Origin of the sequence: Streptomyces malaysiensis subsp. malaysiensis (genome assembly GCF_040653035.1) — a bacterium.
GTDB lineage: Bacteria > Actinomycetota > Actinomycetes > Streptomycetales > Streptomycetaceae > Streptomyces > Streptomyces malaysiensis.
Window position 1 is genome coordinate 340784 of sequence record NZ_JBEZNG010000003.1, and the last position, 25279, is coordinate 366062.

Annotated in this window: 17 protein-coding genes and 1 pseudogene; 11 read left to right on the forward strand and 7 right to left on the reverse strand. The window is 70.1% G+C overall.

The annotated features are described in order from the left end of the window. Positions 1-650: 650 nt before the first annotated feature. Positions 651-4103, forward strand: coding sequence for a sacsin N-terminal ATP-binding-like domain-containing protein (locus AB0E24_RS08635; protein WP_359375800.1), 3453 nt, complete (start codon positions 651-653; stop codon positions 4101-4103). 27 nt (positions 4104-4130) lie between these two features. Here AB0E24_RS08635 and AB0E24_RS08640 read toward each other — a convergent pair whose 3' ends face one another. Together AB0E24_RS08640 and AB0E24_RS08645 are read right to left on the reverse strand one after the other, a co-directional pair. Next, positions 4131-4949, reverse strand: coding sequence for an SAM-dependent methyltransferase (locus AB0E24_RS08640; protein ID WP_359375587.1), 819 nt, complete (start codon positions 4947-4949; stop codon positions 4131-4133). A 327-nt stretch (positions 4950-5276) separates the two neighbouring features. Then, positions 5277-5555: a DUF2530 domain-containing protein gene (locus tag AB0E24_RS08645; RefSeq protein ID WP_069870577.1), complete on the reverse strand. Its 279-nt coding sequence runs from the start codon at positions 5553-5555 to the stop codon at positions 5277-5279. Between the two features lie 203 nt (positions 5556-5758). Between AB0E24_RS08645 and AB0E24_RS08650 the strand changes: the two genes are divergently transcribed. The 4 genes from AB0E24_RS08650 (at position 5759) to thpR (ending at position 10109) form a co-directional block, all read left to right on the forward strand. Further along, on the forward strand, positions 5759-7228 hold the full coding sequence (locus tag AB0E24_RS08650) for an NCS2 family permease (protein ID WP_359375590.1): 1470 nt from the start codon (positions 5759-5761) through the stop codon (positions 7226-7228). 210 nt (positions 7229-7438) lie between these two features. After that, positions 7439-7900, forward strand: a complete 462-nt coding sequence (locus AB0E24_RS08655; protein ID WP_069870573.1) for a MarR family winged helix-turn-helix transcriptional regulator — start codon at positions 7439-7441, stop codon at positions 7898-7900. A 33-nt stretch (positions 7901-7933) separates the two neighbouring features. Beyond that, complete coding sequence (locus AB0E24_RS08660; protein ID WP_069870572.1) at positions 7934-9328, forward strand: MFS transporter; 1395 nt, start codon at positions 7934-7936, stop codon at positions 9326-9328. A 196-nt stretch (positions 9329-9524) separates the two neighbouring features. Next, a complete protein-coding gene (gene thpR, locus AB0E24_RS08665) occupies positions 9525-10109 on the forward strand; it encodes an RNA 2',3'-cyclic phosphodiesterase (protein WP_069870570.1) in 585 nt (194 codons plus the stop codon). A 237-nt stretch (positions 10110-10346) separates the two neighbouring features. Here the strand turns inward: thpR and AB0E24_RS08670 are convergent, their stop codons facing one another. Together AB0E24_RS08670 and AB0E24_RS08675 are read right to left on the reverse strand one after the other, a co-directional pair. Then, positions 10347-11342, reverse strand: coding sequence for an aldo/keto reductase (locus AB0E24_RS08670; protein WP_359375593.1), 996 nt, complete (start codon positions 11340-11342; stop codon positions 10347-10349). 224 nt (positions 11343-11566) lie between these two features. Further along, entirely contained in the window at positions 11567-12118 is a 552-nt protein-coding gene (locus AB0E24_RS08675) for a hypothetical protein (protein WP_093702710.1), read from the reverse strand. Positions 12119-12666: 548 nt separating this feature from the next. Between AB0E24_RS08675 and AB0E24_RS08680 the strand changes: the two genes are divergently transcribed. Continuing rightward, positions 12667-13671 carry a YjiK family protein gene (locus AB0E24_RS08680; RefSeq protein WP_359375596.1) on the forward strand — a complete coding sequence of 335 codons (1005 nt, stop codon included), beginning with the start codon at positions 12667-12669 and terminating at the stop codon, positions 13669-13671. A gap of 78 nt (positions 13672-13749) precedes the next feature. Here AB0E24_RS08680 and serC read toward each other — a convergent pair whose 3' ends face one another. Beyond that, positions 13750-14868, reverse strand: coding sequence for a phosphoserine transaminase (serC, locus tag AB0E24_RS08685; protein ID WP_069870560.1), 1119 nt, complete (start codon positions 14866-14868; stop codon positions 13750-13752). A gap of 282 nt (positions 14869-15150) precedes the next feature. Between serC and AB0E24_RS08690 the strand changes: the two genes are divergently transcribed. The 3 genes from AB0E24_RS08690 (at position 15151) to AB0E24_RS08700 (ending at position 21088) form a co-directional block, all read left to right on the forward strand. Then, complete coding sequence (locus AB0E24_RS08690; RefSeq protein WP_359375598.1) at positions 15151-18282, forward strand: FAD-binding and (Fe-S)-binding domain-containing protein; 3132 nt, start codon at positions 15151-15153, stop codon at positions 18280-18282. A gap of 216 nt (positions 18283-18498) precedes the next feature. Then, positions 18499-20133: an alpha/beta hydrolase gene (locus AB0E24_RS08695; RefSeq protein ID WP_079258028.1), complete on the forward strand. Its 1635-nt coding sequence runs from the start codon at positions 18499-18501 to the stop codon at positions 20131-20133. 265 nt (positions 20134-20398) lie between these two features. Next, the gene (locus AB0E24_RS08700; RefSeq protein ID WP_347236267.1) at positions 20399-21088 is read left to right on the forward strand and encodes a DUF433 domain-containing protein; all 690 of its coding nucleotides are present in this window, start codon (positions 20399-20401) and stop codon (positions 21086-21088) included. A 244-nt stretch (positions 21089-21332) separates the two neighbouring features. On the opposite strand, the gene AB0E24_RS08705 is transcribed toward AB0E24_RS08700, so the two are convergent. After that, positions 21333-22532: a serine hydrolase domain-containing protein gene (locus AB0E24_RS08705; protein ID WP_359375601.1), complete on the reverse strand. Its 1200-nt coding sequence runs from the start codon at positions 22530-22532 to the stop codon at positions 21333-21335. 404 nt (positions 22533-22936) lie between these two features. Between AB0E24_RS08705 and AB0E24_RS08710 the strand changes: the two are divergent. Both AB0E24_RS08710 and AB0E24_RS08715 read left to right on the forward strand, forming a co-directional pair. Then, positions 22937-23812 (forward strand): annotated as a pseudogene (locus tag AB0E24_RS08710) (IS5 family transposase). Continuing rightward, positions 23769-24530, forward strand: coding sequence for an aKG-HExxH-type peptide beta-hydroxylase (locus AB0E24_RS08715; protein ID WP_359375603.1), 762 nt, complete (start codon positions 23769-23771; stop codon positions 24528-24530). The pseudogene AB0E24_RS08710 and the gene AB0E24_RS08715 overlap by 44 nt, the downstream one beginning before the upstream one ends. Positions 24531-24536: 6 nt before the next feature. Here the strand turns inward: AB0E24_RS08715 and AB0E24_RS08720 are convergent, their stop codons facing one another. After that, a complete protein-coding gene (locus AB0E24_RS08720; protein WP_359375605.1) occupies positions 24537-25223 on the reverse strand; it encodes a pentapeptide repeat-containing protein in 687 nt (228 codons plus the stop codon). Between the last annotated feature and the right edge of the window lie 56 nt (positions 25224-25279).

A 25279-nucleotide genomic window follows, 5' to 3' on the forward strand; every position in this document is an offset into this window, starting at 1 on the left:
CGCGGCCGGGCCGCGCCTGGCGCGGTACGCCTTCGACCTGCGGCTGTGTGAACCGGCGCCGCTGCTGACTCGCAGGGGTGGCCGTTGGCCGCTGCCGCCGCTTCGGGCGGGGGCCTGCGCCCGGCGGGTGGTGCGGCGTGTCCGCGTTCCCCCGGTGCGTGCCTACGGTCCGCTTGCCGCTTCCCCGTCGGGCCTCAACGGCGAGCCCGGCCGTATCTGTTCCGCCCATGCGGCGTCCGTTCCGCCCCTGCGGCCTGCGGGTGGCCTCCCGGTGGGGAGGGGCTGGCGGGTCGGTCCGTGCGCTTTCGGCTGGCGGCTGGAAGGGCCGGGGCGGCAGCGCCGCCCCGGGGCGGGGGCGCGGCGGCGTCCATGGCGGTGGTGTGAGGCTTGGTGGTGGCCCGAGGTGGCGGGGACCCCGCAGCGCGGGTCAGGCCGGTTCTCGCGGGGGAGGTGGGGAATCCGGTTGTGTGGGGCCCGAGGCGTCGTTCGGGCTCGGATAGCGGTACGTTCGCGGCTAGCAAGGGCGACACGCGAGGGAACGGCGAGCGCGGTGGGGTGATCCGCACCGCGGGGGACTCGGCGGTGTGGCGCCGCGGCGCGGGACGGACCCCGACCAGGAACTCCGGAGGCAAGACGTGAGCAGCACGGCGATGGTGCGAGGCGCGACCGAGGACGTGGACCCGTTCGGGACCGCGCGGCTGCGGCGCGGCGTGCTGGACGCCTGGGCCGCGTCGCCCGCCCGGTTCCGGGAGGACGCCAACGCCGAGGAGGACCTGGCGCTGGGCGGCCACCGCGACCGGCTGGTCGTGGAGCTGGCCCAGAACGCGGCGGACGCCGCCGCCCGCGCGGGGGTGCCCGGACGGCTGCGGCTGACCCTGCGCCCGGCCACCGACGGCGAGCCCGCCGTGCTGGCCGCCGCCAACACGGGGGCACCGCTGGACGCGGCCGGGGTCGAGTCGCTGTCCACCCTGCGCGCGTCGGCCAAGCGGGACGAGCCGGAGAGCGCGGTCGGGCGGTTCGGCGTCGGCTTCGCGGCGGTGCTCGCGGTGAGCGACGAGCCCGCGGTCGTGGGCCGCACCGGCGGGGTGCGCTGGTCGCTGGCCGAGGCGCGGGAGCTGACCCAGCGCGCCACCGCCGCCGCCCCCGGCCTCGCCGAGGAGCTGCGCCGCCGCGACGGCCACGTACCGCTGCTGCGGCTGCCGCTGCCCGCCGAGGGGATCGCCCCGGACGGCTATGACACCGTCGTGGTGCTGCCGCTGCGCGACGGCGCCGCGCTGGACGTGGCGGAGCGGCTGCTGGCCGGGGTCGACGATGCGCTGCTGCTCACCCTCCCCGGCCTGGCCGAGGTCGTGGTGGAGACGGTCGAGGGCACCCGGACGCTGCGCCGCCGCGAGGAGGGCGCGTACACCGTCGTCGAGGACAGCGGCCCGCGCGGTACGACGCGCTGGCGCACCGAGAGCGCCGGTGGGCGGCTGGACCTGGAGCTGCTCGCCGACCGCCCGGTGGAGGAGCGGCTGCGCCCGGTGTGGTCGGTGACCTGGGCGGTTCCGGTGGACGCGGAGGGCGCGCCGACGCGGCCCGCGACCTCCCCGGTCGTCCACTGCCCGACGCCGACCGATGAGCCGCTGGGCATGCCCGCCCTGCTGATCGCCTCCTTCCCGCTGGAGCCCACCCGCCGCCACACCGCCCCCGGGCCGCTCACGGACTTCCTGCTGGATCGCGCGGCCGAGGCGTACACGACGTTGCTGCGCGACTGGCATCCGGTCTCGGTCGGCACGATCGACCTGGTCCCGGGCCAGCTGGGCCGGGGCGAGCTGGACGGGGAGCTGCGCCGGCGGGTGCTGGACCGGCTGCCGAGGGTGCCGTTCCTGCCCAGCGCAGCCGCACCGGCGGTGGGCGCGGGCGCGGAGGCCGTGGAGGGCTGGCTGGGCTCGCCGGACGCGCTCGGCCCGGACGCCGCCCAGGGCGGCCCCGCGGCGGGGGAGCCGGCCGCCGCCCCGTCGGCGCCGCCCGCTCTCGCCGACTGGGACGACGATGTGCTGGCGCGCGGCGGCGCCGAGGGCGAGCCGTACGCGCTGCGGCCCCGGGACGCCGAGGTCGTCGAGGGCGCGGGCGCGGAGACGGTGGAGGTACTGGCCGAACTGTTCCCGACGCTGCTGCCCGCGGGTCTCGAACGCCGCTCGGAGCTGCGGGTGCTGGGCGTGGCGCGGGTGCCGCTGGGCGAGCTGATCGACCGGCTCGCGGGCGTGGAGCGCACCCCGGTCTGGTGGCGGCGGCTGTACGACTCGCTGGGCGGAATCGACCCGGACCGGCTGAGCGGGCTGCCGGTGCCGCTGGCGGACGGCCGGACGACGATCGGGCCCCGGCAGGTGCTGCTGCCGCTGCCGGGCGAGGCCGACGGCGATCTGGGCGACCTGGAAGCCGTGGAGATCGCGCGGACAGTCGAGACGGCTGGGACCGCCGGGACCGCCGAGACCACCGAGACCGGTGGGGCGGCGGAGACCCCCGAGCGCGGCGGTACGGTCGGCGAGACGCATCGCACCCTCGCCCGCCTCGGCCTGAAAGTTGCACATCCGGACGCCGCCCATCCGCTGCTGGAGAAGCTCGGCGCGACCCCCGCCACTCCCCGCGCCGTGCTGACCACCCCGCAGGTGCGGGCCGCCGTCGCGCATTCGCTGGAGGCGGAGGACGAGTACGACCCGTTCGCGGAGGAGGGCGAGGCCCTGGGCGCGGCGCTGGACGCGGACACGCTGGCCGACACCGTCCTCGGCCTGGTCCAGCAGGCCCGGCTGGCGCCCGGCGACGAGCCGTGGCTGGCCGCGCTCGCGCTGCCGGACGAGGACGGAGAGCTCGCCCCGGCCGGTGAACTGGTCCTCCCCGGCAGCGCCTTCGAGCAGGTGATGCGGGAGGGCGAACTCGCCGCGTGTGACGCCGAGCTGGCCGAGCGCTGGGGTGAGCAGCCGCTGGCCGCGGTCGGTGTGCTGGCGGGCTTCACGCTGGTCAGGGCCACCGATGTGGTGCTGGACCCGGATGAACTGGAGCCGCGCGACGGCGACTTCGCCGAACCGGACGACGTCGGTGTGCTGGACGCCGTCGACGTGTGGTGCGAGGACGTGCTGGACCGGCTGCCACAGACGCCGGTACCGCCGGTGGCCACCGAGATCGTGGCCGTACGGGACCTGGACCTGGTGGACGACGACGCCTGGCCGCGGGCGCTGGCCATGCTCGCCCAGCCGCCGCTGCGCGACGCGCTGACCGCGCCGGTGCGGGTGCTGCTGCCGGACGGCACGACGGAGATCGTGCGCTCGTACACCGCGTGGTGGCTGCGCGGCCATCCGGTGCTTGACGGCCGCCGCCCCGCCGGGCTGCGCGCGGCCGGGGGCGATCCGCTGCTGGCCGGGCTGTACGAGTCGGTGGACGCGGCCGGGTTCGAGGACGAGCAGGTGCTGCGGGCGCTGGGGGTACGGACCTCCGTCGTCGCGCTGCTGGACGAGCCGGGAGGCGCCGCCGAGCTGCTGGCCCGCCTCGCCGACCCGGACCGCGAGGTGACCCCCGCCCAGCTGCACGCCGTCTATGGGCAGCTGGCCGACCTGGAACCCGAGCAGGTGACCCTGCCGGACGAGCTGCGCGCCGTCGTGGACGGTGAGCCGGCGGTGGTCGAGGCGGGCGAGGCGCTGGTCGCGGACGCCCCGGACCTGACGCCGCTGGCCGAGGCGGACGGCCGGGCGCTGCTGCCCGTACGGCCGGCGCGGGCGGCGGAGCTGGCCGAGCTGTTCCAGGTGCGGCGGCTGAGCGAGGCGTACCCGGCGCGGGTGACCTCACAGGGCGATCCGCACGAGGTGCCCGAGGCGGTCCGCGAACTCCTCCCGGGCGCCCCGCTGTCGTACATCGAGCATGAGGAGCTGCTGATCGAGGGCGCCGAGGGCGAGGCCGAGCTGGACTGGCGGTATGTGGACGGCACTCTGCACGCCTCGACGGTCGAGGGCGTCGCGGCCGGTCTGGCCTGGGCGGCGGGCCATTGGGCGCGCCGGTTCGAGGTGGCGGCCCTGCTGGAGGATCTGACCCGTACGGAGGAGCTGGCGCGGGCGCGCTGGTTCGACTGACGGACGTCAGGGCTTGTGCGCCGGACGTCAGGGCTTGCGCGCCACGCCCGCGAAGATCCACAGCTCCTCGGCCTCCGCCTCGGCCCTGGCCTCCTCGCTCCCGGGCTTCCAGCGGTGCGGCATCACCACGCCCGGATCGATGAGCTCCAGTCCGTCGAAGAACGGCAGGATCTGCTCCTGGGTGCGCCCCTGCACATGGATGCCGCTGCTGCGGTAGAGGGTGGTCACCGCGTCCGAGACGCCGGGGCGGGGGTCGAGCGCACCGTGCGAAAGCACGAGATAGCTGCCCGAGGCCAGCGGCTCGACCAGTTGCCGCACGATCTCGTACGGCTTCTGCTCATCCGAGATGAAGTGCATGATCGCGTTGAGCGACAGGGCGATCGGCTGGGACAGATCGAGGGTGTCGGCCAGGTCCTCGGAGGCCAGGATCGCCCGCGGGTCGCTGACGTCCGCGTGGATGTAGGCGGTGCGGCCCTCGGGCGTGGAGAGCAACAGGGCCTGGGCGTAGGCCAGCACTATGGGGTCGTTGTCCGCGTAGACGACGCGCGAGGACGGGGCGACCTCCTGGGCGACCTGGTGGAGGTTGGGCTCGGTGGGGATCCCGGTGCCGATGTCCAGGAACTGCCGGATGCCCGCCTCGCCCGCGAGCCAGCGGGTCGCGCGGTGCATGAATGACCGGTTGGCGCGGGTCCACGGCTTGACCTCGGGCCAGACGGCCTCGACCTGTTCGGCGGCGTGGGTGTCGACCGCGTAGTGGGTCTTACCGCCCAGGAAGTAGTCGTACATGCGGGCCGAGTGCGGCTTGCTGGTGTCGATTTCATCGGCACGAAAGCGGTTACCGGTCATATCCCTCACATTACTGGTGAGTTGACGACCACAAGCCGGTAGTTCCCGAACAAAGTGCCCCTCGCGAGGCTTCCACAACATTGTGAACGAACCGTGAAGATCGTACAGTTGGCCCATCCGGCTCCGCCCGCGCGTCCCCGCGGCGGAGCCCTCAACTTTCCGTGTGCGCCACAGACGGGTGAGCGGGCGCGCCATCAGGAGGGGAGCGCGCCCGCGCGCCGGGCCGGGGCGCCGGGCCGTCGCCGGGAACGGCGGGGTCCGGCGCCGCGCCATGCCGTGCCAGGGGGGCGGGTGCGTCGGCTGTTCTGGGTGCTGGGGGCGGGTGCGTCAGCCGTTCCGCGCTTCGCTGTTCCGTGCCTCGTCGCTCCGCGAGCCGCGGATCGCCGCGTCCCGGGCCCGTACGTACCAGACGCCGAGCAGCCCGAGGCTGCCGCCGGCCAGACAGGTCCACAGCCACCACAGATGTCCGTGGTCGTCGAACCAGCCGTAGAAGGGCAGCTGGACGAGGAAGAGGACGAACCACACGATCGTGCCGCCGGTGATCGTGGCCACGACATTGCCCTCGAGGGGCTCCGGCGCCTCGTGCTTGGGGGTCCACTTCGTCATGGCCACAGCTTAAGGGGGCCGGTCGCGGGCTCGGTCGGGGTGGTGCGTGGGCCGGCCGGGGCGGTACCGGGGCCGGTTTGGAGATCGGACCTTGATAGTTTCATACTGAATACTTCTGGGTCTGAGTGGAATGTCTTGTTCGATCATCCAAGGTCATCCAAGAGGACCCCACTGTTGATGTTCACGCACCACTGAGGTCCTTCATGTCCCCCTCGGCCACCGCGCCGGTCGGCGCCGGCGAGCAGCAGGCTCCGACTCCCCCCGCCAACGGCATCGACAAGTTTTTCAAGATCAGCGAACGCGGCTCCTCGCTCTCCCGGGAAATCCGTGGCGGACTGGCCACGTTCTTTGCGATGGCCTACATCGTCGTACTGAACCCGATCATCCTCGGGGCCGGAACGGACAAGTTCGGGCATCAGCTCAACAACGGTCAGCTGGTCACCGCCACCGCCCTGATCGCGGGCCTGACCACGCTGCTCATGGGGATCATCGGCAACGTCCCCATCGCGCTCGCCGCGGGCCTCGGCATCAACGCCGTCGTCTCGCTCCAGCTCGCGCCCAAGATGAGCTGGCCGGACGCGATGGGCATGGTGGTGCTCGCGGGTCTGGTGCTGATGATCCTCGTCGCCTCGGGGCTGCGACAGCGGGTGATGGACGCGATCCCGCCCGGGCTGCGGCGGGCGATCGCGATCGGCATCGGGCTCTTCATCGCCCTCATCGGCCTGGTCGACTCCGGCTTCGTCAGCCGTAACCCCGACTCCGCGCACACCACCGTCCCCCTGGGCCTTGGGGTGGCCGGGCGGCTCCAGGGCTGGCCGGTGCTGGTGTTCGTGGTCGGCCTCGCGCTCACGTTCATCCTGATCGTCCGCAAGACGCGCGGCGCGATCCTGATCGGCATCGTGACCATGACCGTGGTCGCCATCGTGATCAACTCCCTGGCCCGGATCCCGGACGCCCAGTGGGGGCTGACCGTCCCCACGGTCCCGGAGAAGGTGGTCGACACCCCGGACTTCGGCCTCATCGGCCATGTCAGCCTCTTCGGCGGCTTCCATGAGGTCGGCCTGCTCACCGGCTGTCTCTTCGTCTTCACCGTGCTGCTCTCCGGCTTCTTCGACGCGATGGGCACGATCATCGGCGTCGGCGAGGAGGCCGGGCTGACCGATGAGCGCGGTCAGCTGCCGGGCATGGGCCGGATCCTGATGGTGGACGGTGTCGCGGTGGCGGGCGGTGGCTTCGGCTCGGCCTCGGCCAACACCTGCTTCGTCGAGTCCACGGCGGGCGTCGGGGAAGGGGCGCGCACCGGGCTCGCGAACATGGTGACCGGCGGTCTCTTCCTGCTCGCGCTGGTCTTCACCCCGCTAGCCAAGGTGGTGCCCTCGCAGGCCGCCACCCCCGCGCTGGTGGTCGTCGGCTTCCTGATCATGGCGGCGAACGTCAAGGAGATCGACTGGAGCGACTCCACGATCGCGATCCCGGCCTTCCTGACCATGATCTCGATGCCGTTCACCTACAGCATCACCAACGGGATCGGGCTGGGCGTGCTCTCGTTCCTGCTGCTGCGCATCGCCACCCGGCGGACCCGGGAGATCCCGTGGCTGCTGGGGGCGGTGGGGCTGTGCTTCCTGGTGTACTTCCTGCTCAACCCGATCGAGCAGGCGCTCGGCGTCTCCTGAGCCGAGGTCTTCCGGGTCGGTACCTCCCGATCCGAGGTCTCCCGGGTTGAGACATCCCGCTTTGAGCGCCCTGGGTCAGATGTGTCCCGGGGCGCTCATGTGTTGCACCATGCGTTACTACCCGGAGTCAACTCACTCGTTCGGGTGAAATAGAAATAGGGAAGTAACCAGGGTTTTCATTAGGCGAGGTAATGAGTTATGCTAAAGACCATGCCGGATCTGTCCCGCCCCCAGCACCAGGCGGAGGCGCCCCCCGATGACGCGGCCGCGGTCAGCGCGCTGCGGTCCGGAGTGATGCGTCTGTCGCGGCGGCTCAAGCACCAGCGGGTGGACGAATCGCTCAGCCCGACCGAGATGGCGGTCCTGGGCACGTTGGCCCAGTGCGCTTCCGCCACCCCAGGCGAGCTGGCCCGTAAGGAGCATGTCCAGCCGCCGTCGATGACCCGCATCGTGGCGCTGTTGGAGGCCAAGGGACTGGTCAGGCTCGAGCCGCATCCGGAGGACCGGCGGCAGAAGGTCGTCTCGCCGACCGAGCGGGCAGAAGCCATGCTCGAAGAGAGCCGACGCAAGCGCAACGCCTGGCTGGCCGAGCTGGTCGGGGAGCTGACCGAGGACGAGTGGGACGTGCTGCGCGCCGCCGCGCCCGTGCTGGAGAAGCTCGCGCATATGTAAGAACGAACCGAGGCAGCCAGGAGGCGAACACATTTGAGTACGGGACCCGGAGCAGACTCCGCACCCGCACCCGCACCGAACAACCCCGCAGACTCGGCACCCGGCCCCGCGAGCGCCGCCACCACGGCATCCACCCGGGGCGGAACCTTCCGTTCGCTGAGGATCCGCAACTATCGCTTGTTCGCGACCGGTGCCGTGATCTCCAACACCGGCACCTGGATGTCGCGGATCGCCCAGGACTGGCTGGTCCTCAGCCTCACCGGCTCCTCCACCGCGGTCGGCATCACCACCGCGCTCCAGTTCCTGCCCATGCTGCTCTTCGGCCTGTACGGCGGGGTCATCGCGGACCGGTACCCCAGACGGCTGCTGCTGCTGTTCACCCAGGCCGCGCTGGGGCTGTGCGGGCTCGCCCTCGCCGCCCTCACCCTCAGCGGCCATGTGCAGGTCTGGCACGTCTATCTGATCGCGTTCCTGCTCGGCATGGTCACCGTCGTGGACAACCCGACCCGCCAGGTCTTCGTCAACGAGATGGTCGGCCCCAAGGACCTGCGGAACGCGGTCAGCCTCAACTCCGCGAACTTCCAGTCCGCCCGGCTGATCGGCCCGGCCGTAGCCGGTGTGCTGATCACCGCCGTGGGCAGCGGCTGGGCCTTCCTGATCAACGGGCTCTCGTTCGGCGCCCCGCTCATCGGGCTGCTGCTGATGCGCACCGGTGAGCTGCACAAGGTCGAGCGGACGCCGCGCGGCAAGGGGCAGCTGCGGGAGGGGCTGCGCTATGTCGCCGGGAACCCCGAGCTGATCTGGCCGATCGTGCTCGTCGGCTTCATAGGCACCTTCGGCTTCAACTTCCCGATCTGGCTCAGCGCCTTCGCCGACGATGTCTTCCAGGCCGGACCCGGTACGTACGGCCTGCTCAACACGCTGATCGCGATCGGCTCGGTGACCGGTGCGCTGCTCGCCGCCCGGCGTGTGGTGGCCCGGCGGCGGCTGCTGGTCGGGGCCGCGCTGCTGTTCGGCCTGCTGGAGGCGGTCGCGGCGGCCACCCCGTACTTCTGGCTCTTCGCGGCGCTCATGGTGCCGATCGGGATCTTCAGCCTGACGTTCAACGTGACCGCGAACTCCAGCGTCCAGCTCGCGACCGATCCCGCGATGCGGGGCCGGGTGATGAGCCTGTTCATGATGGTCTTCGTCGGCGGCACGCCGATCGGCGGCCCGCTGATGGGCTGGCTGACCGACACCTGTGGCCCGCGTATCGGCTTCGCCGCGGGCGGTCTGATCTCGGCGGCGGCCGCGGCCGCGGTGGGGCTGATCCTGGTCCGGGCCGGCGGACTGAGGGTGAAGCTGGACCTGCGCCGTGGGCATCCGCATATGGTCTTCGTGCCCCGCGCCCCGGAGGCGGAGGACAAGGAACTGGCCGCCACGGCCTGAACGCCCCCCGCCCCCGCCGGGGCTCTGCCCCGGACCCTGCTGGGGCTGCGCCCCCCTTCGGCCCCGCCGGGGCTGTGCCCCCTCGGCCCGGCCCCCGCCGGGGCTCCGCCCCGGACCCCGCTCCTCAAACGCCGGAGGGGCTGGGGTGAACGCCGTGGGGCTGAGTTCCCGAAGCTCCGTGCGCGAGACTGGGCGGATGAGACTCTTCGCCGCCGTGTTGCCGCCGGACGCGGCCGTCGCCGAGCTGGCCGCGCGGGTCGAGGCGCTCCGGGCGCTGCCGGGGGCGGACGGGCTGCGCTGGACCGAGCGGGAGGGCTGGCACTTCACGCTCGCCTTCTACGGGGAGGTGGCCGAGGAGGTGCTGCCCGAGCTGCACACCCGGCTGGCCCGCGCCGCCCATCGGCACCACCCCCATGAGCTGCGGCTCGCGGGCGGCGGCCGGTTCGACGACCGGGTGGTGTGGGTGGGCGTCGACGGCGACAGCGAGGCCATGCGGCGGCTGGCCGACTCCGCGGAGGCGGGGGGACGGCGGGCCGGGGTCCCGATGGACCGGCACCGTCCGTACCATCCGCATCTGACCATCGCCCGTGCCCGTACCCGCTCCGCGCATCACCGCCCCACCACCGGCCTCGCGCCGTACGTCGACGGGCTCGCCGACTTCGCGAGCCAGGAGTGGACCGTGGGTGAGCTCAGCCTGGTGCGCAGCCATCCGCCGGACCCGGGCGTCCCCGGGCGGCAGCCGCGTTACGAGGCGATCGCGGCCTGGCCGCTGGGCCACTGAGCGGTCCGGCTAATCTCGACTCGTGGACCCCAAGACCAGAAACATGATCATGAGCGGCGCGCTGGTGCTGATTCTCGTCGTCGTCGCCGCGGCGGCCGCCATAGGAGGCTGAAACGGGAGGGGGCGTGGGCCGCGCACGGCCCACGCCCCCTCTTCGCTGGTCGCCGCCACCGGCTACCGCCTCGGACGGCTGCCAGGCCGCCACCGGCCACCGCCTCGACGGCTGTCGCCCCATGGCTACCAGGCGAACGCCTCCGGTGACGGCCCAGGACCCGGGAAGATCTCGTCCAGCTCCGTCAGCAGCTCCTCGCTCAGCGTCAGCTCCGCGGCGCGCACCGCCGATGCCAGCTGCTCGGCCGTGCGCGGGCCCACGATCGGACCGGTCACCCCGGGCCGGGTGAGCAGCCAGGCCAGGGCCGCCTCGCCGGGATCGACGCCGTGCTTGGCCAGCGCGTCCTCGTACCGCTGGACCTGATCGCGCACCGCCGGGTTCTTCAGCGCGTCGGCGCTGCGCCCCGATGTGCTGCGCGATCCGCCGCCCTCGCGCTCCTTGCGGAGTGCGCCGCCGAGCAGTCCGCCGTGCAGCGGCGACCAGGGGATGATGCCCACGCCGTAGCCCTGCGCGGCCGGGATGACCTCCATCTCGGCGCGGCGCTCGGCCAGGTTGTACAGGCACTGCTCGCTGACCAGCCCGTACGAGCCGCGGCGGGCCGCGACCTCATTGGCCTGGGCGATATGCCAGCCGGCGTGGTTGGAGGAGCCCGCGTAGATAATCTTGCCCTGCTGGACGAGGACGTCGATGGCCTGCCAGATCTCGTCCCACGGGGTGGAGCGGTCCACGTGGTGGAACTGGTAGAGGTCGATGTGGTCCGTGCCGAGCCGCTTGAGGCTGGCGTCCACCGCCCGGTGGATGTTGACGGCCGAGAGCTTGTCGGTGTTGGGCCACGGCTCGCCCTCGGCGGCCATGTTCGCGTACACCTTGGTCGCGAGGACGGTCTTCTCGCGCCGCCCGCCGCCCTTGGCGAACCAGCTCCCGATGATTTCCTCGGTGCGGCCCTTGTTCTCGCCCCAGCCGTACACATTGGCGGTGTCGAAGAAGTTGATGCCCGCGTCGAGCGCGGCATCCATGATCGAGTGGCTGTCGGCCTCCTCCGTCTGCGGACCGAAGTTCATGGTGCCGAGGACGATTCGGCTGACCTTGAGACCTGTGCGTCCGAGCTGCGTGTACTCCATGGGATCAGCCAAGCCGTTGGAGTGCGCTCTAATCAAGGGGGCCGGGCCGGGGCGTCGGCGGCGGCCGGTCCTGGAATTCCCCGTGGAAAACCCGAAGGCCCGCTTTTTGGCCCCCCGTGCGGTCAAAAAGCGGGCGTCTTTGGGGTTTTTCTGGGCTCCGGTCGAATGTGCCGACCGAAGGCGATCAACGAATATGGCAGCCGAATACGACCACCCTTTCCGGATCAGCGGGCGGCGCGAGCCTTCATAAAGCCGAGAACGCCGAGGGCCAGGGCCACCACCGCGCCGATCAGGACCATGTAGAGCCCCGGTCCCGCGGTCATTTCGTACAGCTTGGCGGCCTGCTCCGCCGCCTTCTCCGCGACCTCCTGCGACACTCCCTCGTCGTCCTTCAGCTTCTGGACGACCAGCCGCTCGGGGTCCGCCATGTTGATGACCGCGACGATGGCCATGACCAGCCCCAGAACGCCGCCGACCAGGTAGAGCGCCGCCTTCTTGGTGACCATGGCAGCGATGAACAAGATCGCCGCGACCAGGGCGATGATCAGCGTGATGATGCCGTCGCCGTCGATGCCCTTGATGCCGCCGGTGGCGCCCTCGGCGTCGGAGATCACCCAGTTCACCATGGAGCCGACCAGCGCGATGACCGAGCCGACGATCGCGAAGATCGCGATCTTCTTGGACGGCGCGGCCGGTGCCGCACCGTGGTTCGCGGCACCGGCGGAATGGGCGGCCGGTGCGGTTTGCGCATAAGAGGACTGGCTGTATTCGCTCATGGGCTCAGACCGTAAGCGGGGCCTTTCTGCATTGCAATGCCGCCGCCCGCTATGCCGCCAATGACCGATAAATTTCTCGCCGAAATAATCCCCGGATGAGGTCAAATAATCTCGGGGTTATTTCGGGGTCTCCGCCCGCACAAATAATTGACAGACGTTATCTGCCCGTGATCGCGGAAGTCATGCCCGGGTTGGGTTCATGGGGGGAGGGGGAGGAGGCGGAGGTTCATGGGCGGGTGGAAGTCTCGCCCGGACGGCGGCGTGCCCGGCCGGAGGCGTGCCCGGACGGCGGCGTGCCCGGACGGAGGTTTCGCCCGGTCGGAGGCGTGCCTGGACGGCGGCGTACCCGGATGGCGGCGCGCCCGACGGAGGTTCGCCCGTACGGCGGCCGCGCCCGAACGACGGCCGTGCCCGCACGGCGGATCGTCCGCGCCGGAGGACGCGTGGAGGCGGAGCCCAGGCCGGGCTGAGGCCATGCGTGGCCGGTGGGAGCCCCTCGGCGTGGTTCCGGCGCGGTACGCCTCCGGCGGGATGGCAGGCTTGGGCCCATGCGTCCGCTTCCGTTCGTACTCGGTGCCGCCGCGCTGCTGGCCATGACCGCAGCCGCCCCGGCCGCCGCCGGTGACTCGTCGTCGCCGTCCCCCTTCACGATCGAGGATCCACGGATCACCGAGTCCAGCGGCCTCGCCGCGAGCCGAGTCCACCCCGGCGTCTACTGGACGCACAACGACAGCTCGGACGGGCCGTACGTCTACGCCGTCGACGGCAGGACCGGGAAGACGGTCGCACGGGTCACCCTGCGCGGCATAGGGGATCCCCGCGATGTGGAAGCGATCTCGATAGGGCCGGACGGCAATATCTACGTCGGCGACATCGGCGACAACCTGGGCGGTCAGTGGTCCCATGTGTGGATCTACCGCTTCCCCGAGCCGAAGCGGCTGGCGGACACCACCGTCACCGCGACCCAGTTCACCGTGCAGTACCAGGGCGGGCCGCGCAACGCCGAGGCGCTGATGGTCCACCCCGGGACGGGCCGCGTCTATATCGCCAGCAAGAGCGACGAGGACGGCGGGCTGTACATCGGACCGGAAAAGCTGAGCCCCTCGGGGGTGAATGTCTTCCGGCGGGTCTCCGACCTCGACCTGGAGGTCACGGACGGGGCGTTCTCGCCGGACGGCACCCGGCTGGTGCTCCGCGGCTATTTCTCGGCCGCAGAGTACCGCTGGCGGGACGGAAAGCCGACGCGGCTCGACAAGGACCCGGGGCTGCCGCTCCAGCGGCAGGGCGAGTCGGTCACGTTCACCCCCGACGGCGGCACCCTCATGTACGGCACCGAGGGCGCGGGCTCCAAGGTGACGCCGGTGGACCTCGGCGGGGAGCTCCTGCCGGACGCCACGGCGAAGGAGCAGAAGAAGAACGGGGAGTACTCCGATCGCGTCGACGGCAAGTTCACCGACGACGAGAAGAACGGCAATCTGGTCAAGGTCGGGTTCACCTTCGTCGGTGCGCTGATCGTCTTCCTCGGCCTGCGCAGGCTCTTCCGCCGGAACTGATCCCGATCGTCCGCGCATACGAAGGGGCCCGCGGCCGGTGGTCGGCCGCGGGCCCCTTCATACGGGCTCCAGAACGTCTCAGAGGTGCTCGATGACGTAGTCCACGCACGCCGTCAGCGCCTGGACGTCCGCCGGGTCGACGGCCGGGAACATCGCCACCCGCAGCTGGTTGCGGCCCAGCTTGCGGTACGGCTCGGTGTCCACGATGCCGTTGGCCCGCAGCGCCTTGGCGACCGCGGCGGCGTCGATCTCGTCGTTGAAGTCGATCGTGCCGACGACCTGCGACCGCTTGGCCGGGTCGGCCACGAACGGGGTGGCGAACTTGGACTCCTCGGCCCAGCCGTACAGCGTGCGCGACGAGGTCGCGGTGCGCCGGACCGCCCAGTCCAGACCGCCCTGTCCGTTGATCCACTTCAGCTGGTCGTCGAGCAGGAAGAGCGTCGCGAGCGCCGGGGTGTTGTACGTCTGGTTCTTCAGCGAGTTGTCGATCGCGGTCGGCAGCGAGAAGAACTCGGGGACGTGCCGGCCGGAGGCGTGGATCCGGGCGGCACGCTCCAGCGCGGCGGGCGAGAACACGCCGAGCCACAGACCGCCGTCCGCCGCGAAGGACTTCTGCGGGGCGAAGTAGTAGACGTCCGTCTCGGCGATGTCGATCGGCAGACCGCCCGCCCCGGAGGTCGCGTCCACCAGCACCAGCGCGCCCTCGTCGGCGCCGGCCACCCGCTGGATGGGCATGGCCACACCGGTGGAGGTCTCGTTGTGGGTGAAGGCGTAGACGTCGGTACCGCTCTCGGCCCGCGGCTCCGGGTGGGTGCCGGGGTCGGAGGAGATCACCGTGGGCTCCTCCAGCCACGGCGCCAGCTTCGCCGCCTTGGCGAACTTCGAGGAGAACTCGCCGAAGGACAGATGCTGGGACTTGGAGTCGATCAGCCCATGGGTCGCGATGTCCCAGAAGGCGGTGGAACCGCCATTGCCCAGGATGACCTCGTACCCCTCGGGGAGTTGGAACAGCTCGCGCACGCCCTCCCGCACCTCGCCGACCAGGTTCTTCACCGGGGCCTGGCGGTGGGAGGTGCCGAGCAGGGAGCTTCCGGTCGCGGCCAGGGCGCTGAGCGCCTCGGTGCGCACCTTGGAGGGGCCCGAGCCGAAGCGTCCGTCGGCGGGCTTGATGTCATCGGGAATCCGGATCTCAGCCACGAGCCGAAGCCTAATCCGTCGGCCCCCGCCGTCCGACCGTCCGTCCAGCGGCTGAGACGGTGTGTCCACATTCGATGGGCGCTCGAGCCGGTGCCGGTATAGAGCGCGAGCCTGTGCAGGTGTGGAGCGCGAGCCTGCGCAGGTGTGGAGCGCGAGCTGTGCCGGTATCAGGACGCGATCTTGTGCCGGTATGGGGGCGATCGCGGAGCATGGCGGCCCCGAGTCGACCATGAATCGGAATTGGACATTCTCAACTGCCCCCTCGCCGTGGACCATGGAGGCATGGCTGATCACCAGGCAGACGAGCTGGAGCAGGCGCTGCGACGGGCCGTCGGCGGGGACGTGTCCTTCGATACGGCGAGCCGGGCGCTGATGACCATGGACGCGTCGAACTACCGGCGGGTGCCCGCCGGGGTGGTCGCGCCCCGCGACGCCGACGATGTGGCGGCGGTGCTGGCCGTGTGCCGGCAGCGCGGGGTGCCGGTGGTCGCCCGCGGCGCCGGGACCTCCATCGCCGGTCAGGCCACCGGGCTCGGCGTCGTCCTCGACTTCACCCGCCATATGCGGAGCGTCCGCTCGCTCGACCCCGAGGGGCGGACCGCCGTCGTCCAGCCGGGCGTGATCCTCGATGACCTCCGTAAGGCGGCCGGCGCCCATGGGCTGACCTTCGGCCCCGACCCGTCCACCCACAGCCGCTGCACCCTCGGCGGCATGATCGGCAACAACTCCTGCGGCTCCCACTCCGTGGCCTGGGGCACCACCGCCGACAACGTCCACGAGCTGGACGTCCTCACCTACGGCGGGGAGCGGGTGCGCGCCGCCCAGGGCCTTCATGACCTGCCCGCCCGGCTCCGCGACGGCATACGGTCCCTGGCCGGCCAGCATCTGGCCCTGCTGCGCACCGGCTTCCCCGAGCTGCCCCGCCGGATCTCCGGCTACGCGCTGGACGAGCTGCTGCCCGAGAAGAACGCCGACCTGGCCCGCGCCCTCACCGGCAGCGAGGGCACCCTCGGCGTGGTGACCGAGGCGACCGTAAGGCTGGTGGAGGCGCCCGGCGCCCGCGCCCTCGCCGTGCTCGGCTACCCCGACGAGAGCGCGGCCGCCGAGGCCGCGCACACCCTGCTGCCGTACGGTCCGCTGACCGTCGAGGGCATGGCCGCCGATCTGGTCGCCGGGACGACCGGGCTGCCCAAGGGCGGCGCCTGGCTGTTCGTGGAGGTCGGCGGCGCCACCCGCGAGGAGGCGCTCTCCCGCGCCCAGGAGGTGGCCCGCGCGGCCGCCGAGGCCACCATGGACCACACCGTCGTCGCCGACCCGGCCGGGCAGCGCGCCCTGTGGCGGGTGCGCGAGGACGCCTCCGGGACCGCCACCCGACTGCGTATTCCGGGCAGGGAGGACAGCGGCGAGGCATGGCCCGGCTGGGAGGACTGTGCGGTGCCGCCGCCCCGGCTCGGCGCGTATCTGCGCGACTTCCGCGCCCTGATGGCCCAGCACGGGCTGCGCGGCACGCCGTACGGGCACTTCGGGGACGGCTGCATCCACGTCCGCATCGACTTCGACCTGCTGACCGAGCCCGGGATCCGGATCTTCCGCGCCTTCTCCTCCGACCTCGCCGACCTCGTCGTCGCCCACGGCGGCTCGCTCTCCGGCGAACACGGTGACGGGCTGGGCCGTGCCGAGCTGCTGCCGCGGATGTACGGGCAGGAGATGGTCGGCCTCTTCTCCCGCTTCAAGGACCTGTGGGACCCGGAAGGCGGCCTCAACCCCGGCGTCCTGGCCCGCCCGCAGCGCCTGGACCAGAACCTGCGCTTCGATCCGCTGCCCAGGCGCCCGGTCGACGTGGAATTCGGCTATCCGCACGACAAGGGCGACTTCTCGGCGGCCGTCCGGCGCTGTGTGGGCGTCGCCAAGTGCCGTAACGAGTCGGTGTCCGGCGACGGCGTGATGTGCCCGTCGTACCGCGCCACCGGCGAGGAGAAGCACTCCACGCGCGGCCGCGCCCGACTGCTGCACGAGATGCTCGCGGGCGAGGTCGTCCAGGACGGCTGGCGCTCGGAGGAGGTACGGGACGCGCTCGACCTGTGCCTGTCCTGCAAGGGCTGCCGCAGCGACTGCCCGGTGGAGGTCGACATGGCCACCTACAAGGCGGAGTTCCTGCACCACCACTACGAGGGCCGGGTGCGCCCCGCCGCGCACTACTCGATGGGCTGGCTGCCGGTCTGGCTGCGCGCCGCCGCAGCCCTGCGGTCGGCCCCCGTGCTCAACGCACTGGCCGGGGTGAGCCCGCTCGCCACCCTGGCCAAGCGCATGGGCGGCATCGCCCCCGAACGAGACATCCCGGAACTGGCCAGCGAGCCCTTCACCCGGTGGTGGCGAGAGCGAACCCGCGCGGCGGCGGCACGAAGCGCCGAGCCCGCGGCGGGGCCTGGGGCTGGGTCCGGGACTGGGTCCGGGGCTGGACCGGGGCGGCGGCGGCCCGGCGGACTCCTCGGCGGGGCCGGGGGCACTACGTCGGGCTCGTCGGAACAGGCGGACGCGGCGGGACGGGCGGCCGCGGACCAGACAGCGGGGGCGGCGGCCCTGGGCCAGGGGGCGGACCGTGCCACGGGGGCACCCGTAGGGCCCGCGGCCTCGGACCAGGGGGCGGGCCGTGCTACGGAGGGACCGGCAGGAGGACCCGCGGCCCCGGACCCGACAGCCGGGCACGGGCGGACCGTCGTCCTGTGGCCGGACACCTTCACCAATCACCTCTCCCCGTCCGTCGGCCGGTCGGCGGTCGCCGTACTGGAGGCGGCGGGGCTACGGGTGGTCGTCCCGCCCAAACCGGTCTGCTGCGGCCTGACCTGGGTCTCCACCGGACAACTCGACCGCGCCCGCGCGGTCATGCGGCGCACCCTGGACGTCATGGCCCCGGCCCTGGACGCCGGGCTGCCCGTCGTCGGCCTCGAACCCAGCTGCACCGCCGCCCTCCGCACCGACCTCCCCGAACTCCTCGGCGGCGACCCGCGCGCCGCGCGGGTGGCCGAGTCCGTGTCGACGTTCGCCCAGGCGCTGGAGCGGTACGCCCCCGATTGGCAGCCGCCGAGGGTGGACCGTCCCGTGGCCGGCCAGACCCACTGCCACCAGCACGCCGTCCTCGGCGACGCCGCCGAGCGCCGCCTACGCGAACGTGCGGGCCTTACGGGCGCGTTGAGCGGCGGCTGCTGCGGTCTGGCAGGCAACTTCGGCTTCGAGGACGGGCACTACGAGGTCTCGGTGGCCTGCGCCGAGGAGCAACTGCTGCCATCCGTAAGGGCAGCGGAACCCGGCACGGAGGTCCTGGCGGACGGCTACTCCTGCCGCACCCAGCTGAGCCAACTGGCGGGCCGGAAGGGACGCCACCTGGCAGAGATCCTGGCGGAACGGCTGCCCTGACCCACGAGCCCCGCCGCCCACGGTCCCGCAGCCTTTCCCGGGTGCGGGGCCGTGGGTGACCGCGAGCGGTCCGTCTCGTGCAACTCAAGGGCTACCGACGGCTGTTGCGTCATACCCCGGAGGTAGGGGAGGTACAGCCCGGCGGGGGATCCGTACGCGTATCCGGTTCCTGAAAGATCTTTCCTGTCCGAACATGCGACCGGAAGGATCGATATTGTGCGCAGACGACGTCTCGCGCCCCTGTTGGCCGTGAGTGTCACGGCAACGCTGGTTCCCGCGCTCGCCACCTCGACGGCCACCGCCGCTCCGGCCGCCACCCCGTCGACTGCCTCCTCGTCCGCCGCCACGGGCGCGCTGGACCGGTATGTGAAGCAGAAGCCGCGGTGGAAGCGGTGCGAAGGCGACTCTCCGGCGGAGCTGGAGTGCGCCACGATCAAGGTCCCACTGGACTACCGGGTTCCCGGGGGCAAGCGGATCGACTTGGCCATATCCCGGATCAAGAGCACCGCGCCCGGTAAGCGGCACGGTGTCCTGTTCTCCAACCCCGGTGGCCCGGGAGGACGGGGGCTCTACATGCCGCTGGGGATGCAGGACAAGCTCCCCGAGTCGGCACAGCAGAAGTACGACCTCATCGGCTTCGACCCGCGCGGTGTGGGGCAGAGCAGCCCGGTTTCCTGCGATCTGGAGCCGGAGGAGGAGAACTGGCTTCGGCCGTACAAGGAGGAGACGTTCGACAAGGACGTCGCCTGGGCGCGCGAGGTCGCGAACAAGTGCAAGGAGAAAGCGGGCGATACGCTCCCGTACTTCACCACGCGCAACACCGCGCGCGACATGGATCTGATCCGGTCGATCCTCGGTGAGAAGAAGATCTCGTACGTGGGTTACTCGTACGGCACCTACCTGGGCGCCGTCTACACCCAGCTCTTCCCGGGCCGTGCCGACCGGTTCGTGCTGGACAGCGCGGTCGATCCGGCGCGTGCCTGGCGGGGGATGATCCAGTGGTGGGCGGAGGGCGCCGAGCCCGCGTACGACCGGTGGACCGAGTGGGCCGCCGAGCATTCGGAGAAGTACGGCCTCGGTGAGACCCCGAAGCAGGTCGACCGGACCTTCTGGGATCTGGTCGCGCAGGCCGACGAGAAGCCCATCGAGGTAGACGGGCAGCCGACCACCGGTGATGACATCCGCAGCGGTATGCGAGAGGCGGTCTTCAGCCCGAAGTACGCCACCGAGGGGGTCGTGGAGCTGAAGAAGGCCGCAGCCGGCAAGCCCGCCTCCGCCAAGAAGCTCGCGGCGTTCGCCGGATCCGAGGGGGCCGGGACCGCGGGCGCCGCCGCCGATGCCGCCGAGGTGCCGTCCGACAACATGACGGCGAGCTTCTGGGCCGTGGTGTGCGGCGACAACTCGGCCGCGTGGTCCCGCGATCCTGAGAGCTACCGGCAGGACGCCATCGAGGACAAGGGCCGTTACCCGCTCTACGGTGACTTCGCCTCCAGCATCAAGCCCTGTGCGTTCTGGGACAAGTCCATGGAACCGGCGACCAAGGTGAACAACAAGGTCGGCTCCCTGGTCGTCCAGAACGAGTGGGACTCGCAGACCCCGCTGCCCAGCGGCCAGGCACTGCACGCCGACCTGAAGGGCTCGAAAATGGTCACCGTCCTCGGCGGCGAGGGCCACGGCGTCTACCCGAACGGCAACGCGTGCACGGACGGCACGGTCACCGACTACCTGCTCACCGGCAAGCTCCCGGCCAAGGACGTGACGTGCGAGGCGACGGCCGACTCGAACGCGGAGGCACGGACGAACCAGAAGCGGGACGTACTCCCCGGGTCCCCGCTCCCGGAACGTTTCTGAGCCCGGTCGCATGGCCCATTGCCGCATGACCCATTGCCGCATGACCCATTGAAGACGGGGCGGGACCTCCTGGCGGGGGTCCCGCAGCCCCGCCCCCGGGACGGAACCGTGGACGAGGAACAGTCCGACACTCCTGGGTGAACCGTGGGCCGACTGTGCGCCGCACCCGAGATCGCTCTCGCTGGTGTCCGAGGCCCGGCCTACCGTGGGGTGAACAGGCGCCGTGCTCCGGCCGGTCAAGCGCGGCAGGCCCTCGATCCCGTTCGTGGCGGTCGTCGAAGCGTATGTGCTCCGGTCGCTGCGCGGTTATCCGAGCATGCCCAAGATCCGCGAAGCGGCCGAAGCGGTGCCCTTGGCGTTCGGCGACGAGTACGGGCTGACCACCCGGCGGATCGCCACCGACGGTGTCGACATCTTCGTGGCATACGCGGACGGCGACCTGGCCCGTGCCCGCGACGGTCAGCGGCCCATCAGGGAAGTCATCACCGACTACGTGCGGTACATCGGTTGGGAGAGCGGAGACCAGTATCCCTACCGGCTCTGCCTCCGCCAGTACCCGGATGTCGCCCCCGTGATCATTGATCCGCGGTTCGGCTGGGGCGCGTCCGCCGTCGCGGAGAACAAGGCCCAAGTGGACGCGATCGTCTCCCTGTGGGAGGTCGGAGAAACCTTGGAGACGGTCGCGGACGAGTACGGGCTGACACGTGACCAGGTCGAGGCGGTCTGCCGGACCGCTCGCCGACGGGCCGCCCGAGTTCCCGGCCGACCGTTCCCTGGGACGCCGTACGGTCGACCTGCTGCGCGAGGCGGGATCTCCGGGCGGGCGGAGTACTGGAATCGCGAAGCGTATTCACGACGTGTACCGCCCCTGTTGATCGCCCTGCTGGCGGGGCGTGCCCGTAGCGCGGGAGGCAGGGTGGTGACCGTTGCCGCCACCGTCGGTGAGCCGACCTAGGGCGTGTTTCGAAAGTGCTGGTCACAGCCATTCGTTGATGGCCGCGACCAGCACGGTCGCCTCATAGCGGACGGCGAGTTTGTCGTACCTCGTCGCCACCGCGAAGAATGGCCGCATCACGGCCTGCCGATTCCCGGGGCCTCAGCAGGCCGAGTGACCTGCGACGTTAAAGGCCAAGCTCAGGAAGAAGGGAGCTCAGACCTCGCAGTGCAGCTACCTGGAAGTCACGCAGCTGGCTCCGGGGCTACTGGTGCCGTGGGAGAGCCTGTGCCTTCTGCGCCGAAAGAGTCTTGTAGACGGTACCGGCGAGGTCGGGCAGCGTGTCCCCATCGCCAACGGCGCTGTTGACAGCAATGGCGATGATCATGCCAGTGTTCGGGAAGTACATGTGCAGCACCCGGTTTCTAAAAGTGGCCCCCTCATAGGCCCAGACCGTCCCGGCCACAGGATGGATGAACTTCACGACACCGAGCCCGAAACCGATGGGATCGTCGGCCGTGACGCTCTTGATGGGCTTACTCGTCTTCGCCGAGACCAGGGATTCCAGCTCGCGCTGCTGCGCTGAGGGCAGCAGTCGACCGCTGTACAGCGCCCTGTCCCAAGCCGTCATGTCTCTCAGTGAACTCATCAGGCCACCCGCCCCCTGCGCCCAGGACAGGCGGAGCCGAGGAAGTGACTTGTTGAGATGCTTCGGCAGGACGGAATGGGTGGAGTACGGCGTCGGCATGCGCGAGGCCGTGTCCGGAGGGCAGTCCGGGGGGAGGCAGGTGTCGTTCATTCCGAGAGGTTCGATGATGCGCTCGGCGAGCCGCTCATGGTAAGTATCGTGCGACGCTCGTTCGACAATCATCTGCGCGAGGAGGTAGTTCGTATTCGAGTACTCGTACTTCGCGGGACCCAGTGGCAGGCCCTCCACATAGGACATCAGGCGCTCCAGCGTGAAGCGCGTGGAGGGATTGGCGTCGAAATCCTTCAGGAACGCATTCTGCTCGGTGTAGCTGGGGATGCCGCTGGTCATCGACAGCAGTTGCTTGATGGTTACATCGCGCCACGCCGGATACTGGGGAAGCCACTTTCCCAGCTTGTCCCGTATGGACAGCTTTCCTTCGGCCTCCAGTTGAAGCAGCAGCACGGACGTGAACGCCTTGGTGTTGCTGCCTATCTGCCACAGCGCCTTGCTGTTCACCGGTCGACCACCGCCGTAGCGGGACGTCCCCGCATCGACCGAGATATCAGGTCGCTGATCGGCATAGGTCACCCGAAGGGAGACCGCTGAGAAATGATCCTTAGTACCCTGAGCGTCCAGATATTTCTCGAGGTCACTTCGCAGTGACGCGGTGACACTGCGAACGGATGGCTCCACCACTGCGTGCGCGACGGCCGGCCCACTTCCCGACACCATCATCCCCGAAACAATCGCCGCGGTGGCCGTCGCCAGGGCCACGAGGCGCTTCCCTTGTTGACCACCCCGCCGACGAAGCCTGTACCTCATTGTCGCTATTCCTCCATCGAATTGAACAGAACTGGGAACGACGATCACGCTACGCAGTGGAGGCACGGCAGGTAATGGGGGTAACCCCCGCTTGGTAGTGGTGCTGACCCCCTGAGTGAGGCCAAGTACAGCTTCGAAGGCATCCATCTGCCCGTCGGAAGAGGAGAGACCGCGACGGTCATTGACTCATCGCTGAGGTGCGACAACTGACTCCTCAGAAGACATAGAGCCCTTTAGCTCTGGTGGATCTCGTGTTTCAGAAACCTCCCTATGCGATTGTCAAGCCGCGGACGCGGCTGGTTGTGCGGCTTAGGGCGTTCTTCAGAAGTGGATCTTGATGTGTCAAGATCCACTTCATGGGGAGGCGCGATCTGACGAATGCGCAGTGGGCGAAGCTGGAGCCCCTGCTCCCTGCTGGGAAGAAGTCCGGACGACCGCCGGTACACACCAAGCGGCAGCTGATAGACGGCATACGCTGGCGCACCCGCGCCGGTGCTCCGTGGCGGGATGTGCCCGAGCGATACGGCCCATGGGGGAACGGTGTACGGACTGTTCCGCCGTTGGCAGCGGGACGGCACCTGGCACCGCATCTTCGAGCAACTTCAGGCCCGGGCCGATGCCGAGGGACTGATCACCTGGGACGTCTCGGTGGACTCCACCATCGCCCGCGCCCACCAGCATGCGGCCGGTGCCCGCAAAAAGGGGATCTGTAGATCGAGCCGCCCGGTGGTCTGTTCACCGAGCCGGACGACCACGGTCTCGGACGCTCCCGGGGTGGGCTGACCACCAAGTTGCACCTGGCGGTCGAGCAGGCCCAGAAGCCGATGTCGCTGGTGATCACGGCCGGACAGCGCGGTGACTCCCCGCAGTTCCAGGTGGTCCTGGGCCGTATCCGGGTGCCTCGGCTCGGGCCGGGCCGTCCGCGTACCCGGCCGGACAGGGTTCGCGCCGACAAGGCGTACGGCTCCCGCGCGAACCGCGCCTACCTGCGCAAGCGCGGCATCCGCTGCACGATCCCGGAGAAGCGCGACCAGACCGCCAACCGCAAGAAGCGCGGTTCCTGCGGTGGCCTACCACCGCAGTTCGACGCTGCCGACTACAAAGAGCGCCACGCGGTGGAGTGCGGAATCAATCGCCTCAAGCGCCACCACGCGGTGGCGACGAGGTAAGACAAGCTCGCCGTCCGCTATGAGGCGACCGTGCTGGTCGCGGCCATCAACGAATGGCTGTGACCAGCACTTTCGAAACACGCCCTATGCAACACCCTTTAAGCACTGTATCGAAAACGGCATCTTCACAAACATCTTCAAAGGCGCCGGGCCCTCGGACGGGCCGACCAGGCAGGGGTGGGACAACAGGGTCGCCGAGGCCCTGGACCTCATCCAGGGGATCAGCCCCGACCTCCGCCTCATGGTCGACCAATTGGTCACAGACCTCGTGGTTCTCAACAGCGGCGCGGACGGCGGTGGCTCCGCTTCCCACATCCCCGGCGTCGTGGTGATGAGCCCCGGCGCCGAGTGGGACGTCCTCGACTACGCGATGTGCCTGGTCCACGAAGGCATGCACCTCAATCTCTTCGTGGCGGACAAGGTGTACGGGACCTTCACTCTTCCGTCCAACGCACTGGAAGCCGAGGAACGCCGTGCTCTGTCCGCTGTCAAGATCGGCCAGCGCCGACCGCTGGACAAGGCATTCCACGCCGCGATCGTGACGGTCCCGCTGATGTTCATGCAGGATCGCAGTGGCGTGACGACGCTGGTGGACCTCTACGCCGAGTCATTGCGGGACGCCTGCGAGGATTTGAAGAAGCAGCGCCGGATCTTCACCCAGTACGGTCAGATGCTGCTTGACGAACTGTGCGAATTCGCCAAGCAGATCGACTTGGCTCAAGTGGCCCGTGCGATCTCCGGCATGGAATACGCGGGCTACAGGCCGAGCATGGCCACCTGACGCGGCTTAGTAGTCCTCGAAAAGAATTCCCGCCTCTCGTGCCAGGCTCAAGGCCAGCTCCATCGACCCTGGGCCTTGCACGGTCGCTCCCTTGAGGCTCGCTGCTCCGCCAACATCGATGAGCGTACAGTTCTCGAATCGGACGGTTCCCATTTGGCCGTTAGAAAATTGCGCTCCGGTCAAGTCGCAGTTTTCGAAACGCACATTGTTCATTGATGTCGACTGAAAGTCGGCCCCGATCATCTTGCAGTCGGTGAATGCAACGCTGAAGAGCTTCATGTATCGGTACATCGCGGGAGCGCTGATACACCCTTCGATGTGCACATCGCGGAACGTTCCCGACTTCCATGACGACCCCGTGATGCGGCTGCCGTTGATCGTGCAGCGAATCAGGGACACGTCGTGTGCGGTCACCTGGGAGAAGTCGCAGGTGTTGAAGGCCGAGTCGCTGAACTGGCTTCTGTGCAGTTCAGTTCCAGTGAAGCGTGAGTTCTGGAACATGCACGACTCGAATTCGACGCCTTCTACCTCCATGCCTACGAAATGCGTGCTTTCGTATCCGACCCCTTTGATGATTGCATCGTCTTCCAGTGCGTCTCTCTGCTCTGCTGGACGGAGAGAGGGCGGCAGTTTCGGAGCCGTGGGATTCTTGATGCGCGCGATCTTGCTGCCTTGGCGAGCGACCTGAGTCATACGAGGTCAATCCATTCGCGGGGTACGTTTGATCCTCACGCCACATTTTTGAGTGA